This is a genomic window from Stenotrophomonas sp. YJH_SMC_110, from assembly GCF_059369255.1.
The window spans coordinates 130,887-146,130 of record NZ_JCAFSM010000004.1 but is presented as its reverse complement, the minus strand read 5'-3'; the positions used below and the strand labels follow the sequence as shown (position 1 = coordinate 146,130).

Annotated in this window: 15 protein-coding genes; 6 read left to right on the top strand and 9 right to left on the bottom strand. The window is 67.7% G+C overall.

Annotation, left to right across the window (positions count from 1 at the left end; genetic code table 11):
* Positions 1 to 10 precede the first annotated feature (10 nt).
* Both pstS (AC5P6H_RS09805) and pstS (AC5P6H_RS09800) read right to left on the bottom strand, forming a co-directional pair.
* Positions 11 to 1,099 (bottom strand): phosphate ABC transporter substrate-binding protein PstS, encoded by a 1,089-nt coding sequence (pstS, locus tag AC5P6H_RS09805; RefSeq protein WP_014646539.1) that lies wholly within the window; start codon positions 1,097 to 1,099, stop codon positions 11 to 13.
* Between the two features lie 416 nt (positions 1,100 to 1,515).
* Positions 1,516 to 2,532 carry a phosphate ABC transporter substrate-binding protein PstS gene (gene pstS / locus AC5P6H_RS09800; protein ID WP_014646540.1) on the bottom strand — a complete coding sequence of 339 codons (1,017 nt, stop codon included), beginning with the start codon at positions 2,530 to 2,532 and terminating at the stop codon, positions 1,516 to 1,518.
* A 553-nt stretch (positions 2,533 to 3,085) separates the two neighbouring features.
* Between pstS (AC5P6H_RS09800) and AC5P6H_RS09795 the strand changes: the two genes are divergently transcribed.
* Entirely contained in the window at positions 3,086 to 4,318 is a 1,233-nt protein-coding gene (locus AC5P6H_RS09795) for a porin (RefSeq protein ID WP_014646541.1), read from the top strand.
* Between the two features lie 81 nt (positions 4,319 to 4,399).
* Here AC5P6H_RS09795 and nth read toward each other — a convergent pair whose 3' ends face one another.
* The 3 genes from nth to AC5P6H_RS09780 are packed head-to-tail and all read right to left on the bottom strand — an operon-like array spanning position 4,400 to position 6,232.
* Positions 4,400 to 5,092, bottom strand: a complete 693-nt coding sequence (gene nth, locus AC5P6H_RS09790) for an endonuclease III (protein WP_014646542.1) — start codon at positions 5,090 to 5,092, stop codon at positions 4,400 to 4,402.
* Complete coding sequence (locus AC5P6H_RS09785; RefSeq protein WP_049442206.1) at positions 5,092 to 5,445, bottom strand: hypothetical protein; 354 nt, start codon at positions 5,443 to 5,445, stop codon at positions 5,092 to 5,094. The genes nth and AC5P6H_RS09785 overlap by 1 nt, the downstream gene beginning before the upstream one ends.
* 4 nt (positions 5,446 to 5,449) lie before the next feature.
* Positions 5,450 to 6,232, bottom strand: a complete 783-nt coding sequence (locus tag AC5P6H_RS09780) for an enoyl-CoA hydratase/isomerase family protein (protein WP_049407492.1) — start codon at positions 6,230 to 6,232, stop codon at positions 5,450 to 5,452.
* Positions 6,233 to 6,399: 167 nt separating this feature from the next.
* Between AC5P6H_RS09780 and AC5P6H_RS09775 the strand changes: the two genes are divergently transcribed.
* The 3 genes from AC5P6H_RS09775 (at position 6,400) to AC5P6H_RS09765 (ending at position 8,981) form a co-directional block, all read left to right on the top strand.
* Positions 6,400 to 7,101, top strand: coding sequence for an FKBP-type peptidyl-prolyl cis-trans isomerase (locus AC5P6H_RS09775; protein WP_014646545.1), 702 nt, complete (start codon positions 6,400 to 6,402; stop codon positions 7,099 to 7,101).
* A gap of 177 nt (positions 7,102 to 7,278) precedes the next feature.
* Positions 7,279 to 8,082: a CoA pyrophosphatase gene (locus AC5P6H_RS09770; protein ID WP_495202563.1), complete on the top strand. Its 804-nt coding sequence runs from the start codon at positions 7,279 to 7,281 to the stop codon at positions 8,080 to 8,082.
* Positions 8,079 to 8,981: a sulfurtransferase gene (locus AC5P6H_RS09765; protein WP_495202562.1), complete on the top strand. Its 903-nt coding sequence runs from the start codon at positions 8,079 to 8,081 to the stop codon at positions 8,979 to 8,981. Before AC5P6H_RS09770 ends, AC5P6H_RS09765 begins: the two co-directional genes overlap by 4 nt.
* Positions 8,982 to 9,243: 262 nt before the next feature.
* Here the strand turns inward: AC5P6H_RS09765 and AC5P6H_RS09760 are convergent, their stop codons facing one another.
* Positions 9,244 to 9,810: an N-acetylmuramoyl-L-alanine amidase gene (locus AC5P6H_RS09760; RefSeq protein WP_032961607.1), complete on the bottom strand. Its 567-nt coding sequence runs from the start codon at positions 9,808 to 9,810 to the stop codon at positions 9,244 to 9,246.
* Between the two features lie 72 nt (positions 9,811 to 9,882).
* Between AC5P6H_RS09760 and AC5P6H_RS09755 the strand changes: the two genes are divergently transcribed.
* Positions 9,883 to 10,410 carry an alpha/beta hydrolase gene (locus AC5P6H_RS09755; RefSeq protein ID WP_032961606.1) on the top strand — a complete coding sequence of 176 codons (528 nt, stop codon included), beginning with the start codon at positions 9,883 to 9,885 and terminating at the stop codon, positions 10,408 to 10,410.
* Between the two features lie 145 nt (positions 10,411 to 10,555).
* The gene (rlmKL, locus tag AC5P6H_RS09750) at positions 10,556 to 12,694 is read left to right on the top strand and encodes a bifunctional 23S rRNA (guanine(2069)-N(7))-methyltransferase RlmK/23S rRNA (guanine(2445)-N(2))-methyltransferase RlmL (RefSeq protein ID WP_169412228.1); all 2,139 of its coding nucleotides are present in this window, start codon (positions 10,556 to 10,558) and stop codon (positions 12,692 to 12,694) included.
* Between the two features lie 120 nt (positions 12,695 to 12,814).
* Here the strand turns inward: rlmKL and AC5P6H_RS09745 are convergent, their stop codons facing one another.
* From AC5P6H_RS09745 to AC5P6H_RS09735, 3 genes are read right to left on the bottom strand one after another with little or no spacing between them, the layout of a single operon-like run.
* Positions 12,815 to 13,144 (bottom strand): DUF3325 domain-containing protein, encoded by a 330-nt coding sequence (locus AC5P6H_RS09745; RefSeq protein WP_049442214.1) that lies wholly within the window; start codon positions 13,142 to 13,144, stop codon positions 12,815 to 12,817.
* Complete coding sequence (locus tag AC5P6H_RS09740) at positions 13,141 to 14,778, bottom strand: PepSY-associated TM helix domain-containing protein (protein ID WP_049442215.1); 1,638 nt, start codon at positions 14,776 to 14,778, stop codon at positions 13,141 to 13,143. The genes AC5P6H_RS09745 and AC5P6H_RS09740 overlap by 4 nt, the downstream gene beginning before the upstream one ends.
* Positions 14,775 to 15,089, bottom strand: a complete 315-nt coding sequence (locus AC5P6H_RS09735; RefSeq protein WP_049442217.1) for a DUF3649 domain-containing protein — start codon at positions 15,087 to 15,089, stop codon at positions 14,775 to 14,777. Before AC5P6H_RS09735 ends, AC5P6H_RS09740 begins: the two co-directional genes overlap by 4 nt.
* Positions 15,090 to 15,244 lie beyond the last annotated feature (155 nt).

Sequence of the window (15,244 nt, the reverse complement as noted above, 5' to 3'; positions counted from 1 at the left end):
GTCGAGTCCGTCACTTCAGGTCGGTCGCCCAGTAGGCCTCGATCTGCTTGACCAGTTCGGCCGGCAGCGGCACGTAGTGCAGCTCGTTGGCCTGGGCCTGGCCGTTCTCGAAGGCCCACTTGAAGAAGGCCAGGGTGTCCTGGTTGCGCTTGGCGTCCTTCGGCTGCTTCTGCATCAGCATGAAGTTGGTGGCGGTGATCGGCCACGCCTGCTCGCCCGGGGCGTTGGTGATGACCAGGTTGAAGTCCTTGGCGCTGGCCCAGTCGGCGCTGGCGGCCGCCGCGGCGAAGGTTTCCGCGCTGGGCTCGACCCAGTTGCCGGCGGCGTTCTGCATGGCGGTGTACGGCATGCCGTTCTGCAGCGCGTAGGCCAGCTCGACGTAGCCGATGGAGCCCTTGATCTGCTTCACGTACGAAGCGACGCCTTCATTGCCCTTGCCACCGACGCCGTCCGGCCACTGCACCGAGGTGCCTTCGCCGACCTTGCTCTTCCACTCCGGGCTGACCTTGGACAGGTAGTTGGAGAAGTTGAAGGTGGTGCCCGAACCGTCCGAACGGTGGACCAGGGTGATCTTGCCGTCCGGCAGCTTCACGCCCGGGTTGGCGGCGACGATGGCCGGATCGTTCCAGGTCTTGACCTTGCCCAGGAAGATGTCGGCCAGCAGGGCGCCGCTCAGGCGCAGCTTGCCGGCTTCCAGGCCTTCGATGTTGACCACCGGCACCACGCCGCCGATGGCCGACGGGAACTGGGCCAGGCCGGCCTGTGCCAGCTCTTCGCTGCTCAGCGGCTTGTCGGAGGAGCCGAAGTCGACGGTGCCGGCCTTGATCTGGGCGATGCCGCCGCCGGAGCCGATCGACTGGTAGTTGATCTTGGCCCCGGTGGTGGCGTTGTAGTCGGCCGACCACTTGGAGACCAGCGGGAAGATGAAGGACGCGCCCGCGCCGGACACTTCGGCGGTCACCTTGGCACCGGCAGCGGCCGGGGCAGCGGCACCGTCGGCCGCCGGCTGCTGCGCGGCCTGCTTGTCGCCACCGCAGGCCGACAGGCCCAGGGCGATGGCCAGGGAAAGGGCGGCAAGGCCGGCCGAGTGCAGTTTCATGGTCACTCCATAGCGGGGAAGAGCCGACGTGGTCGGCGGATGCGGCTATGAAATGATGTTTTTGTTACAGCCGTATTACGACCATGACAGAGGTGTCCTGGATCACGTTCTGACAAGGGTTTCACCGGGTTGGCCCCCATCCGGCAGAGCCCCGGAGACCCCGGATCTGCGCACCGGTATGGCGGCCGGTTGGCCCTTGTGGAGTCAAGCCATGTTCGACGGCTCCCTGCCCTCGGTAGGTGCGGACCGTCGGTCCGCACGCTCCAGCACCCAGCCGAGCGTGGGCTCGGCGCTGCAGAGGCAGATGCATGCATCCCCGAAAACAAGAAGAGCGCGAGATCTCGAGGATCTCGCGCCCGGTTGGGGCCGGCGGGGGAGAGAGGACCCGCCGGCCCCGTTCCTGCGGGGGAACGTGCTTACTTCAGGTTCTGCGACCAGTAGGTCTCGATCTGGCGGACCAGGCTGTCCGGCAGCGGCACGTAGTCCAGCTGGCGGGCCTGGGCGTCGCCGCTCTTGTAGACCCAGCGGAAGAACTCCTGGGTGGCCTTGCCGTTGGCAGCGTTCTTCGGCTTCTTGTGCACCAGGATGAAGTTGGTGGCGGTGATCGGCCAGGACTCGGCGCCCGGGGCGTTGGTCATCACCAGGTAGAAGTCCTTGGCGCTGGCCCAGTCGGCGCTGGCGGCAGCGGCGGCGAACGATGCATCGCTCGGCTGGACGAACCTGCCGGCAGCGTTCTTCATCGCCGTGTACGACAGCTTGTTCTGCAGTGCGTAGGACAGTTCGACGTAGCCGATGCCGCCCTTGATCTGCTTCACGTAGGCAGCAACGCCTTCGTTGCCCTTGCCGCCGATGCCGGCCGGCCACTGGACCGAGGTGCCTTCACCGACCGAGCTCTTCCACTCCGGGCTGACCTTGGACAGGTAGTTGACGAAGTTGAAGGTGGTGCCCGAACCATCCGAGCGGTGCACGACGGTGATCTTGGCGCTCGGCAGGGTCACGCCCGGGTTCAGCGCGGCGATGGCCGGGTCGTTCCAGGTCTTGATCTTGCCCAGGAAGATGTTGGCCAGCACGGTGCCGTCCAGCTTGAGTGCGCCCGGGGCGATGCCGGCCACGTTGACCACCGGCACCACGCCGCCGATCACCGACGGGAACTGGGCCAGGCCCGAGGCGGCCAGTTCTTCCGGCTTCAGCGGTGCATCGGAAGAGCCGAAATCAACGGTCTTGGCCTTGATCTGCGCAATGCCGCCGCCGGAACCGATCGACTGGTAGTTGACCTTGTTGCTGGTGGCAGCGTTGTAGTCGGCCGACCACTTCGACATCACCGGGTAGATGAACGAGGCGCCCGCGCCGGTGATTTCAGCGGCGTTGGCGGCGAACACGGACGACGCTGCGAAGACGGCAACGGCAACGCGCGACTTGAAGGCGTGGATCACGGGGTGGCTCCTGGGTTGATTGGAATGCGGGGTTACCCGCCCGGCGCACATTCCATAACGGTTCGATGACAGCGCGGGGACCGTTGTATGACGCATCCGTTACAGCGCTGGCTGACGCTTGCGCAGCGCGGGCCGTGAAGGTTTCGCGCAGCGGCTGAGGCGGTCGTGCGGGCACAAGGGAGGTGCGCCGGCGCCGGCTGCGGTCACCTAGCATAGGTGGCCGATGAGGTGACGGCTGCCTCCCTTCGCGCGGTCTGCGCCTGGCGTTGCGCAGGGATTCCGCGTCATCCGCGCGAAGCCGGGCGGTGCGGACCAGGGTGACCCGGCGGCTTGCCCGCGTGTCGGTGCCGATACACCACGCCATGGGCGCAAGGGATCGATAAGCATGTGCGCGCAAATGAGTCGTACGCATGACCGCACGAAGAAATCTGTGGTTGGTGCTCAATCTGTCATTCGGCTGTCATGGTTTTAACGGAACGTTCGCAAAACGCTTGACCGGCCTGCCGGCGTGGCGTTCTGCCCAAGCCATTCCAACCCTCTGGAGAAATCCAAAATGCGTTCCCATTTGCTCGCCGCCGCGGTCGTTGCAAGCCTCGGTCTGGTTTCCGCCGACGCCTTCGCAGCCCCCGCCAGCTCGGGCGTGTCCCAGGCACAGTTGCAGCAGCTGCAGGCACAGATCGCTGCGCTGCAGGCCCAGGTCCAGCAGTTGCAGAACGATTCGCAGGCGCTGCAGGCGCAGTCCGACGCGCAGTCCGAAGTGAACATCACCCAGGCGCAGGCCCTGGAAGGTGCGCAGAAGACCCAGACCAGCGTCGACAAGCTGGCCAAGCTGGTCAATGACAACAAGATTGGCGGTCGCATGTTCTTCGACCTGACCAACATCGACAAGACCAGCAACGGCAAGGACACCGCCGCCAGCGGCACCGGCCTGGACGTCAAGCGCTTCTACCTGACCGTCGACCACAAGTTCAACGACATCTGGTCGGCCAACCTGACCACCGACTTCCAGTACAGCTCGGCCATCGGCAACACCGAACTGTTCGTCAAGAAGGCCTACGTGCAGGGCAGCTTCGACCCGGCCTTCAACCTGCGCGTCGGTGCCGCCGACATGCCGTGGATCCCGTACGTCGAGAAGTTCTACGGCATGCGCTATGTCGAGAACACCCTGACCGACCGCCTGAAGTACGGCAACTCGTCCGACTGGGGCCTGCATGGCTTCGGCAACCTGGGCAACAACTTCAACTACGCCGTCTCGGTCGTGTCCGGCGCCGGCTACAAGAACCCGACCCGCAGCAAGGGCATGGACGTGGAAGGCCGCGTGGCCTACACCCCGAACGAGAACTTCGTGGTCGCCGTCGGCGGCTACAGCGGCAAGCTGGGCAAGGAAACCGACATCCAGAGCGCCGAGAACACCTACACCCGCGCCAACGCGATGGTGGCCTACGCCGACAGCAACTTCCGCGTCGGCGGCGAGTACTTCCAGGCCAAGAACCTCAACAACGTGCTGACCGTTGCCACCGACAAGACCAGTGGCTGGTCGGTGTGGGGCAGCGTGCGCGTGACCGACGGCGGCATCAACGTGTTCGGTCGTTACGATGACACCGACGTCAGCAAGACCCTGGACCCGACCCTGAGTGACAAGTACTGGAACGTCGGCGTCGAGTTCCCGGTCATGAAGAACCTCAAGCTGTCGACCGTGTACAAGTACACGCACCTGGCCAACGCCAGCGACAAGAAGAACGACAAGACCAAGGAATTCGGCGTCTGGGGCGACCTGTCGTTCTGATCTCCTGAAGCACCCTTGTCCATACACGCGGACGGCGGGCCTGGTGCCCGCCGTCTTCGTTTCGTCACAACACGATCCGTGTCACGTCTCGGCCGTGGTCTTTTCCTTGAACCGGCACAGGTCGGCGATCACGCAGCCCGGGCAATCCGGCTTGCGCGCCTTGCACACGTAGCGGCCATGCAGGATCAGCCAATGGTGCGCGTCGAGCAGGAACTCGGCCGGAATCACCTTCACGAGCGTGTCCTCCACTTCGCGCACGTTCTTGCCGGGGGCCAGGCCGGTACGGTTGGAGACGCGGAAGATATGCGTATCCACCGCCATCACCGGCTCGCCGAAGGCGGTGTTGAGCACCACGTTGGCGGTCTTGCGGCCCACACCGGGCAGCGCTTCCAGCGCTTCGCGGTCGCGCGGCACTTCGCCGCCGTACTTCTGCAGCAGGATCGCGCAGGTGGCGATCACGTTCTTCGCCTTGGCGTTGAACAGCCCGATGGTGGCGATGTACGGCTTCAGGCCATCCTCACCGAGCGCGAGGATCTTCGCCGGCGTGTTGGCGACCGGGAACAGGCGGCGGGTGGCCTTGTTGACGCCGACGTCGGTGGCCTGGGCGGACAGCGCCACGGCCACCAGCAGTTCGAACGGCGAGCTGTACTCAAGCTCGGTCTTCGGGTGCGGATTGAGCTCGCGCAGGCGGGTGAACATTTCCACCACGTCGGCGCGCGGCATGCGGCCGCCGCGCCGCGCCGGTGCGCGGGCAGTCTTCTTCGCGGTGGCCATTACGGCTCCTTGCCGGTGACGCGGGCCTTGGCCCGGGCGAGAATCGCGGCCGCCGCGGCGGGCAGGGGGGGCTTCACGTCCGGCGCCGGGGGCGGGGTGCGACGTGCATCGCGCTCGGCTTCGCGGCGGGCCAGGCGCACCGCGCGGGCGCGATAGCGTTCGCGTGCGGCCCAGGCCGTACGCAGTTGCTGCTGGGCCTGCTGCAGCCGCTGCGGAAGGTCCGGGTGGCCAGGCAGCAGCTGTTCGTCGCCGGCTCGGGCGACGTAGTCCATCAGCCCCGCCTGCAGGGCGCCATCGAGATCGTCTGCCTGGACCCGGGCGAACAACTGCGCGGGGTTGGGTCGGGATGCCATGGCGTCAGCGGTTCTGGAAGGCCGGCGGGCGGCGCTGCAGGAAGGCACTGGTGCCTTCACGCATGTCCTCGGTGGCGAACAGCAGGCCGAACTGCGCACTTTCGTATTCCAGCCCGGCCTCCAGGCTGCACTCGCCGCCCACGTGCACCGCGTCGAGCAGGCCACGCAGGGCCAGCGGTGCTGAGCGTGCCAGCTGGCGGGCGACGTCCTGCACGCGGTTGTCCAGCGCGTCAGCCGGCACGACTTCGTTGACGATGCCCAGCTCCAGCGCACGCGCGGCGTTGATCGGCGCCCCCAGCAGGCACAGCTCCAGGGTGGCGGCGCGGCCACACAGGCGCAGCAGGCGCTGGCTGCCGCCGAAGCCGGGAATCAGGCCGAGATTGATTTCCGGTTGGCCGACCTTGGCGGTATCGGCGGCGATGCGCAGGTGGCACGCCATCGCCAGCTCAAGCCCGCCGCCCAGCGCGAAACCGTTCACGCGCGCGATGACCGGCTTGGGCATGCGTTCGATCTGGCGCATCAGGGCCTGGCCCAGCAGCGAGAAATCACGTCCCTGAACGGCGCTGAGGGTGTTCATTTCCGCGATGTCGGCACCGGCTACGAAGGCCTTCGGGCCCGCCCCGGTCAACACCACCACGCGCACCTCCGGATCGGCAGCGGCGTCCCTGAAGGCATCGGCCAGCGCCTGCAGGGTCGCGGCGTTCAGGGCATTGAGCTTGTCCGGGCGCTGGACGGTCACGGTGCGGATGGCGCCTTCGTCGGCAACAGCGATCAGGGCATCGGCCACGGGGAAACTCCTGGAACGTTAAAAAAAAGTGATATTGAACTCTGCAAACGCAGACGGGTCATAGCCTGCATCGTGAGTAGCGGTTACACGTTGCGCCCGTTATCCTAACCCGTCGCCTCAGGGCGGCGAAGAACGTCCCTGAGTTACCACCCCTGGAGAACTGTTTGATGAAGTTGCGTTCTATCGCGGTCGCCGTCGCGGCCCTGGCCCTGACGGGCAATGCCTTCGCCCAGGACATCGCGTCCGAGAAGGGCAAGCTGAGTTATTACTTCGGTTACGACTACGGCAACAACCTGGCGGAGCTGACCGGTCGCGGTGAGCAGCTGGACATCAACTCGGTGGTGAAGGGCCTGCAGGATGCCTACGCCAAGAAGCAGCCGGCGATCACCGCCGAGCAGCTGAAGCCGGCCGTTGAAGCGTTCCAGAAGCGCGAGCAGGGCCGTGCCCAGGCTGCCAAGGCCGAGTACGAAAAGGCGGCTGCCGAAAACAAGACCAAGAGCGATCAGTTCATCGCGGCGAACAAGGCCAAGGCCGGCGTGCAGTCCCTGCCGAGCGGCGTCCAGTACCGCGTGATCGAAGCCGGCAAGGGCGCCAAGCCGACCCAGGCCAGCACCGTGCAGCTGGAAGTGGCCGGTCCGTTCCCGTACGGCCAGCGCCCGACCGAAGCCCGCCCGGCCCAGCAGATCCCGTCGATCAAGGTCAGCGAAGTTGAAATGAAGGCCATGCGCGAGACCCTGCTGCAGATGCCGGCCGGCTCGAAGTGGGAAGTCACCCTGCCGCCGGACCAGGCCTACGGTGCCGACCCGCGCACCCCGTTCCCGCCGAACGTGGCTGTGCAGTTCGAGATCAAGCTGGTCAGCGTCAAGTAAATCGAAACAGCAAACGAAACGCGCCGGTGATCCCACCGGCGCGTTTCTGTTTGTGCAGCCCCTGGCGGTGAAACGCCCGCGCTGCGCGCGAGCGTCGACTGACAGTCGACTCTACCGTTGGGCCGGGCCACCCGCGCAAATTCAGCCCGATCGCGCTACTGTTGCCGGGTGCAAACAATGGAAGAAACGGCGCGTGTTGTCGCAAGTCCCTGCATCGGAGTGTGCACGCTGGATCCGCACCGGCAATGCACCGGCTGCGCGCGGCATATCGATGAGATCGCGCGGTGGTCGTCGATGAGCAACGAGGAACGCAGCCGCATCCTGCGCCGCGTGCAGCCCCTGCGCGAACAACTGCAGCAATCGCTGCGTGGCTCGCTGGCCGACCACGAGCGACTGATGCGCGCGCTGCACCCCTTGGCCCAACCGCCGGCCGGCGACGGCTGGAACCGCAGTGAGCTGATCGACCTGCTGCCGCCCGGGCCTCCGGTGGAGGCTGCGGTGCTGGCCGGCATCGTCCCGCGCGCCAACGGCGCACAGGTGATCCTGACCCGCCGCACCGAAACCCTGCGCACGCACGGGGGCCAGGTCGGATTCCCCGGCGGCCGCACCGAACCCGATGACCGCGACGCATTGGCGGCCGCGCTGCGCGAGAGCCAGGAAGAAATCGCATTGGCGCCCGGCCAGGTGCAGGCGCTGGGGTATCTCGATCCCTTCGTCACCATCACCGGCTACCGGGTCACGCCGGTGGTGGCGGTGGTCGATCCGGACTTCGTGCCGGTGCCGCAGCCCAGCGAAGTGGCCGAAGTGTTCGAGGTGCCGCTGGATTATCTGATGGCGCCCGACAGCCTGCGCCAGGTCGAAATCACTCATCGCGGCCGGGTCCGCCACGTCCTGGAGTATGGCTGGCCGGAGCAGCGCATCTGGGGCGCGACCGCCGCCATTCTCTACAACCTGCGTCGTCGCCTGGAGCAAGTGCAATGAAGCCGATCGATCCGCCGTGGACCACCCTGGTCGATGTCACCACCCTTGCCGCTGCGCTGGGCGCAGGCGTGCGCGTCGTCGACGCGCGTGCCACCGCCAGCACCGCCGTGCGCGTGGTCGATGCGCGTGCTTCGCTGGCCGATCCGCAGGCGGCGGGCGGCCAGTATCTGGCAGGGCACCTACCGACTGCGGTGCATGCCGATCTCAACCGTGATCTGTCGGATCTGACCCGAAGCGGCCACGGCCGGCACCCGCTGCCGGACAGCGATGCGTTCGCCGCGAAGCTCGGCACGTGGGGCATCGGTCCCGAAACCCAGGTGGTGGTCTACGACGGCAGCGACGGCAGCATGGCCGCCTCGCGCCTGTGGTGGCTGCTGCGGCTGATCGGGCACACCCGGGTGGCCGTGCTCGACGGCGGTATTGCCGCCTGGCAGGCCGCCGGTCACGCGCTGGCGAGCGGGTCGACTGAAGTGACGGCGTTACCTGCCTACCCGGGCCGTTTCGACACCACCCAGATCGCCAACGCCGATGAAATCAGCGCACGGCTGAAGCACGCGCCGGGCTGGCTGGTCGACGCGCGCGCGGGTGAGCGCTTCCGCGGTGACGTCGAGCCGCTGGACCCGGTCGCCGGCCACGTGCCGGGCGCGGTCAACCGCCCTTTCGCCTTGAACGTACTCGATGGCCACCTGCGCGACCCACAGGCGCTGCGCGCCGAACTGCAGGGCGTGATCGGCAACCGCGATCCGCAGCAGGTGGTGCTGATGTGCGGCTCCGGCGTGACCGCCTGCCATCTGCTGCTGGCGATGGAAACGGCCGGCCTGTCCGGCGCGCGCATCTACGCCGACTCCTGGAGCGGGTGGGTCAGCGACAGCAGCCGCCCGGTGGCGACCGGCGCCTGAGCCGCGCGGGGTCGGATCCGTTTTCCAACGGAGAATGGTTCTGACCCCATCAACCGAAAATCGGGTCAGAGCCCGTTGCGTAGCAACGGGATCCGACCCCGTGTCGATTCGAAGGATCGCGGAGAACTGTCGAAGGCGGGGTGGGGCCGGTTGCGGGGGTGTCCGCAACCGGACCCACCCCGCCATCCCACGGAATGCCAGCGTTTGACGTTGACGTTGACGTTGCTGTTGCCTCTGCGGGTGCAGGGCGCAGCCCTGCCGCTTACCCAACCGGCTGCAACGGCACCTTCGCCAGCACCCGCGCCCACGGGAACAGCGGCCCCGGATCGCGCTTGCGCGCCACCGTCAACGTCGCATCGTCGCTGGCCGGCACCCGTTCCAGGTCCAGCTGGTCATGCCCGGCAATCCGTCGCAGCGACGGGTAGTGCGCCACCAGCGCCAGCAGCAGCTGTTCCAGCGCCTGCAGCTGTGCCTCGGTGTACGCCTCGTCCATCGCCTGGTGGCGGCTGTCGAACCAGTCCGGATAGCGCCCGGTATTGACCAGCTCGATGCCCAGCGTATGCGCGTTCATGCCGCGCACGTGATGGGCCACGCGTTCCGGTGCCACGTACTGCACCACGCTGCCATCGCGGTCGATGTAGAAGTGCCCGCTGTTGCCGGCGCCGCTGTCGTACAGCACGCGCTCGCCGTACTCGCGGGCCGTCGCCAGATCGGGCAGCTCGGTGCAGTGGATCACCACCATCTCCAGCGTGGCCGGGTCGCGCAGCGGCAGTCGGTCGTGGTAGGGCAGGGGCTGCAGCTGCAGGCCGGGCAGGAGCGGGTTGGGCATCCGGCGATGCTAGCATTGCGGCATGAACCTGCCTTCTCTTTCCTCGTTGGCCCGCTCGCACGGAGCACGTGCATGAGCCGCGGCCACTGCATCCTGTCGCATGGCTTCGAGAGCGGCCCGGAAGCGACCAAGGTCACCGCGCTGGCCGACGTGGCGCAGCGCCTGGGCTGGACCCATGAGCGCCCGGACTACACCGACCTGGACGCGATGAGCGAGGTCAGCCGGGTAGGCGACGTGCCGACCCGCCTGCGCCGCCTGGTCGAGCGCGCCGCCATCGCGGCCCGGCAAGGGCCGGTGGTGCTGGCCGGCTCCAGCCTGGGCGCCTACATTTCCGCCATCGCCTCGTTGCAGGTACCGGTGGCCGGCCTGTTCCTGATGGTGCCGCCGACCACGATGGGCCCGATGCCGGCGCTGGACGCCGCCGCCGTGCCGACCACCGTGGTTCAGGCCTGGCATGACGACGTGGTGCCAGCAGCGGGAGTGATCGCGTGGGCGCAGGCGCGCTCGGCGCAGCTGCTGCTGGTCGACGACGGCCACCGCCTCGAGCGCCACGTGGAGGCTTCCGCGCAGGCCTTCGAACGCTTGCTGCGGCAACTGTGAAGCCCGGGCGCACGGCGCGCCCGCCCGCATTGACTACAATGGCAGCCCCGCCGCCCCCGGCGCGGGCCTGCCGGCCGTGCCTACGGCCCTCCTTTCCGACCGGCCCGGCCCCTGTGCCGCGCCCGACCACCTGCGAACCGATCCCGTGAAATTCTTCGTCTCCTGCGCCAAGGGCCTGGAATACCTGCTTGCCGATGAACTGTCGGCCCTGGGCCTTGGCAAGGCCACTGCCACCATTGCCGGCGTCAACGCCGAGGGCGAACTGGCGCAGGCGCTGCGGATCGTGATGTGGTCGCGCCTGGCCAGCCGCGTGCTGTGGCCCATCGACGAGTTCGAGTGCCCGGATGAGCAGGCCCTGTATGACGGCGTGCGTGCGCTGCCGTGGCACGAGCACATCACGCCGGAGATGACCCTGGCGGTGGACGCGCACGTGTCCGGCGACAAGATCACCCACGCCCGCTTCGCCGCGCAGCGGATCAAGGACGCCATCGTCGACCGCATGCGCGATGAAGGCCTGGAACGCCCCTCGGTCAACACCGATCTGCCCGACGTGCGCGTCAACCTGTCGCTGCGCAAGGGCCGTGCCTCGTTGTCGATCGATCTCGGCGGCGGCCCGCTGCATCGCCGTGGCTGGCGTGGTGCTGCCCACGAGGCACCGCTGAAGGAAAACCTGGCCGCCGCGCTGCTGCTGCGCGCGCAATGGCCGCGCCTGCACGCTGCCGGTGGTGGCCTGCTGGATCCGATGTGCGGCAGCGGTACCCTGCTGATCGAAGGTGCGCTGATGGCCGCCGACGTCGCTCCCGGCCTGATGCGTCATGGCAGCCTGCCGCCGAGCCGCTGGCTGGGCTTCGACAAGGCCGCCTGGAAGTCCATCCAGAGCGAAGCACGTGAGCGCGAAGCGGCCGGCCTGGCCGCGCTGAAGCCAGTCATCCACGGCAGCGACATCGATCCGACCGCGATCCAGGCGGCACGCGAGAACGCCGAGGTCGCGGGCGTCGCCCACGCGATCCGCTTCACGCGCGCCGACGTGGCCGACCTGGCCGCGCCGGAACAGGAGATCGGTGCGGTGGTCTGCAACCCGCCGTACGACGAACGCCTGGCCGCCGATCCGGCGCTGTACCGCGCGCTGGGCAACGCCCTGCAGAAGGCGGTGCCGCAGTGGCGCGCCAGCCTGCTGTGCGGCAACGACGAACTGGCCTTCGCCACCGGCCTGCGCGCCGGCAAGAAGTACCAGATGTTCAATGGTGCGCTGGAGTGTGCGCTGATCGTCTGCGACCCGATCGCCGTGCCGGGCCGTGATCCGGCACAGCCGCGCGAGCTGAGCGTAGGCGCGCAGATGGTGGCCAACCGCCTGCGCAAGAACCTGAAGAAGTTCAAGAGCTGGCGTGCCCGCGAAGACATCACCTGCTTCCGTGCCTATGACGCCGACCTGCCGGAGTACGCGGCCGCCATCGACGTCTACGAGGAAGACGGCGGCAAGCGCCGTACCTTCCTGCACGTGCAGGAATACGCCGCACCGGCTGCCATTCCCGAGAACGACGTGCGCCGCCGCCGCAACGAGCTGCTGGCCGCTGCGCGCGAAGTGTTCGGCGTGCCGCCCGAGCAGGTCTCGATGAAGTCGCGCGAGCGCGGCAAGGGCGGCAGCAAGTACGGCCGCTTCGAGCAGCGTGACGAATTCATCGTGGTGCGCGAGAACAATGCACTGCTGCAGGTGAATCTGTTCGACTACCTGGACACCGGCCTGTTCCTCGACCACCGCCCGCTGCGCCGGATGATGGCCGAGCAGGTACGTGGCAAGCGCTTCCTCAACCTGTTCTGCTACACCGGCGTGGCCAGCGTGCAGGCGGCGGTGGCCGGTGCCGCCAGCACCACCAGCGTCGATCTGTCGGCGACCTACCTGCAGTGGTGCTACGACAACCTGGCGTTGAACGGGCAGGGCGGCAACCAGCACCTGCTGGTGCAGGCCGACGCGATGGCGTGGCTGGAGGGCGACCGTGGCCAGTACGACGTGATCTTCTGTGACCCGCCGACCTTCTCCAACTCCGCGCGCGCCGATGACTTCGACGTGCAGCGCGAGCAGATCAAGCTGCTGCGTGCAGCCGTGGCGCGGCTGGCGCCGGGCGGCGTGCTGTACTTCTCCAACAATTTCCGCCGCTTCAAGCTGGAAGAGAACGCCATCGCCGAATTCGCCCAGTGCCGCGAGATCACCGCGCGCACCATCGGCCCGGACTTCGAGCGCAACGCGCGCATCCACCGCGCGTGGGAATTGAAGCGGTTGGGGTAACGCGACGCCCGGGGTCGGATCCCCTGCGCGAAGCGCAGGGGCTCTGACCCCATCCGGATCTACGCACCAGGGGTCAGAGCCCTTGCGCTTCGCGCAAGGGATCCGACCCCGGTGGCCCGGCTACAGCACCGCCACCACCAGCCCCAGCACCGGCAGCACGATCGCCAACGCCGCGATCCACTTCGGCCGGTACGGGTACAGCCCGAACGACAGCGCCAGACCGCCCAGTGTCATCGTGCCCAGCCACAGCACCGGGCCCATCGCCCAGCCGTGGTCGATCACGCACAGCGCGAACGCCACCGTCAGCAGGGCCCAGCCCAGCACGCGCCACTGGGTGCGCCGTGCGGGCGTGGCTGCGGCGCTGCCGTGCAGGTCGTGCTGGTGCTTTTCCATCGCCAGCGACAACGCGGTGAACGCGGAGAACGACAGGGCCAGTGGCAGCAGCATCATGCGCTGGCCTCCGCTTCGGCGGTTTCCGCAGCGTCCACCGGGGCCCTGGGTGCTGCTGCGGCGGCGGCGCGCTTCTTCTTCTCGGCCGCGCTCAGCGGTGGCGTCCAGCGCTGCATGCGCCAGCCGCACAGCGCCAGCATCGCACCGAACGCGATCATCGACAGATCGACGCCAGCCAGTACCCAGTCACCGCTGCGCAATGTGATGCCAAGATGCGCGTGCGTGGTCAGCGCGTTGACCACCGGTACCAGCGCGAACGCAGCCGCACCCAGGTACAGCTGCCACGCCCACATCATCCGCTTCGGCCAGATGAAGGCGGCCAGCAGCGCGCCGCCCCAGGCGTAGAAGAACACGTTGGCTTCCGCACTCGCGCGCCCGGCGATGTCCAGCGGCAGCAGGCGGTTGCCCCAGAAGTAGGCCGCAAAGGCGATCGGCAGGCCGGCCACGGTGCCGATGTTCAGCGCATCGACCAGGCGCAGGCCGAAGCCGGTGCGCCCACTCTTGGCATGCTTCGGCCGTTCCTTCACCGCCCACAGCACCACGCCGCTGGCCACCATCAGGCAGCCGACCAGGCCGGACAGGAAGAACAGTGCACGCAGGCCCCAATCGGCGAAGCGCGCCAGGTGCAGGCCGTACAGCACGCCACGGGTGGCGGTGGCGCCGCCGGATGGAGGCGTTTCCTCCAGCAACGTGCCGTTGACCATGTTGTAGCGAACGGCGGGAGTGTCGGTGGACAGGCGCTTGCCGTCGCGTTGGCGGATGTCGATCACCGCATTGGCCGCCCCCGGGTTGGACACGGTGAAGCCGGCCACTTCCACGCCGTGCCAGTGCGCACGTGCGCTGTCCAGCAGCTGCGCGATCGGCAGCGGCGTGGCGCGTCCTTCGGCCGGCGCGGTCACCTCCGGCATGCCACCGAAGGCTTCGCTGAAGAACTTGTCTTCGTCCTGCGGGTAGGCGACTTTCACCCCCCACGGCAGGTACATGACCATCAGGGTGACGATGCCGGTGTAGGTGATCATCGCGTGGTAGGGCAGGGCCATCACCGCGCTGACGTTGTGGAAATCGAGCCAGGAACGCAGGCCCTTGTCCTTGCGGAACGTGAAGAAGTCCTTGAAGATTTTCTTGTGGGTGATGACGCCGGTGATGATCGCCACCAGCATGAACATCGCGCAGAAGCCGACCAGGTAGCGCGCCCACAGCACCGGGATGTAGTGCAGGTCGAAATGCAGGCGGTAGAAGAAATCACCGCCCCGTGTTTCGCGTGCCTTCAGTGCCTGGCCGGTATTCGGGTCCAGCGTGGCTTCGCCGAAGCCACCGCGACGGCCGCGACTGGGATCGGCCAGCTCCGGTGGCAACCGCCAGAACATCTGCATGGCCGGGTTGCGCGGCTGCGGCAGGGTGACGAACCAGTTCCCGGCCTGCGCCGCATTGGCCTGCAGGTAATCCACGGCGCGCTGCGCGGCGACATCGATGCTGACCTGGCTGGACGGAAGTTCCGGTCGCATCCAGCGGCTGATTTCCTCGCGATAGTAGCTGGCGGTGCCCGCCATGAAGATCAGCAGCAGCAACCAGCCGACCAGCAGGCCGGTCCAGGTGTGCAGCCAGGCCATCGATTGGCGGAACCCGTTCTTCATGCCCAGGCTCCCATCAGGCGCGCAATGGCCACCATCAGCAGGGTGGGAGCGAGAATGCCGACCCAGGCGCGCAGCGCGCTGCGGGTCGCGAACGCCCACAGCGCTGCGCAGGCGGCCACCAGGATGGCCAGCAGCATGCCGGTCAGCACGGCCTGGCCGCGCGCACCGGGCAGCGCCACCGCGCAGAACACGCTGGTGGCCGAAGCCAGCGCGTAGCCGCCGAAGATCGCGGCCAGCGAGCGTGACAGCACGCCCCAGCGTGGATTGGAGAAGAAGGTGCGGGGGCTGGCGGTTGCGGGCGAGCGGTCCACGGCGTTCCTGCAGGTAGGGGAGGGGATGGAACGCGTCCGCGGCCCCCTTGCGCCCTGCGCATGTCGCCCAGCGTGTCCCATCGACGAAGCACTGCCCGCGCAGGCGGGCAATCCAGAGGTCGGGGATGTACACGGGCGATGGGCGCGTCTTCCGC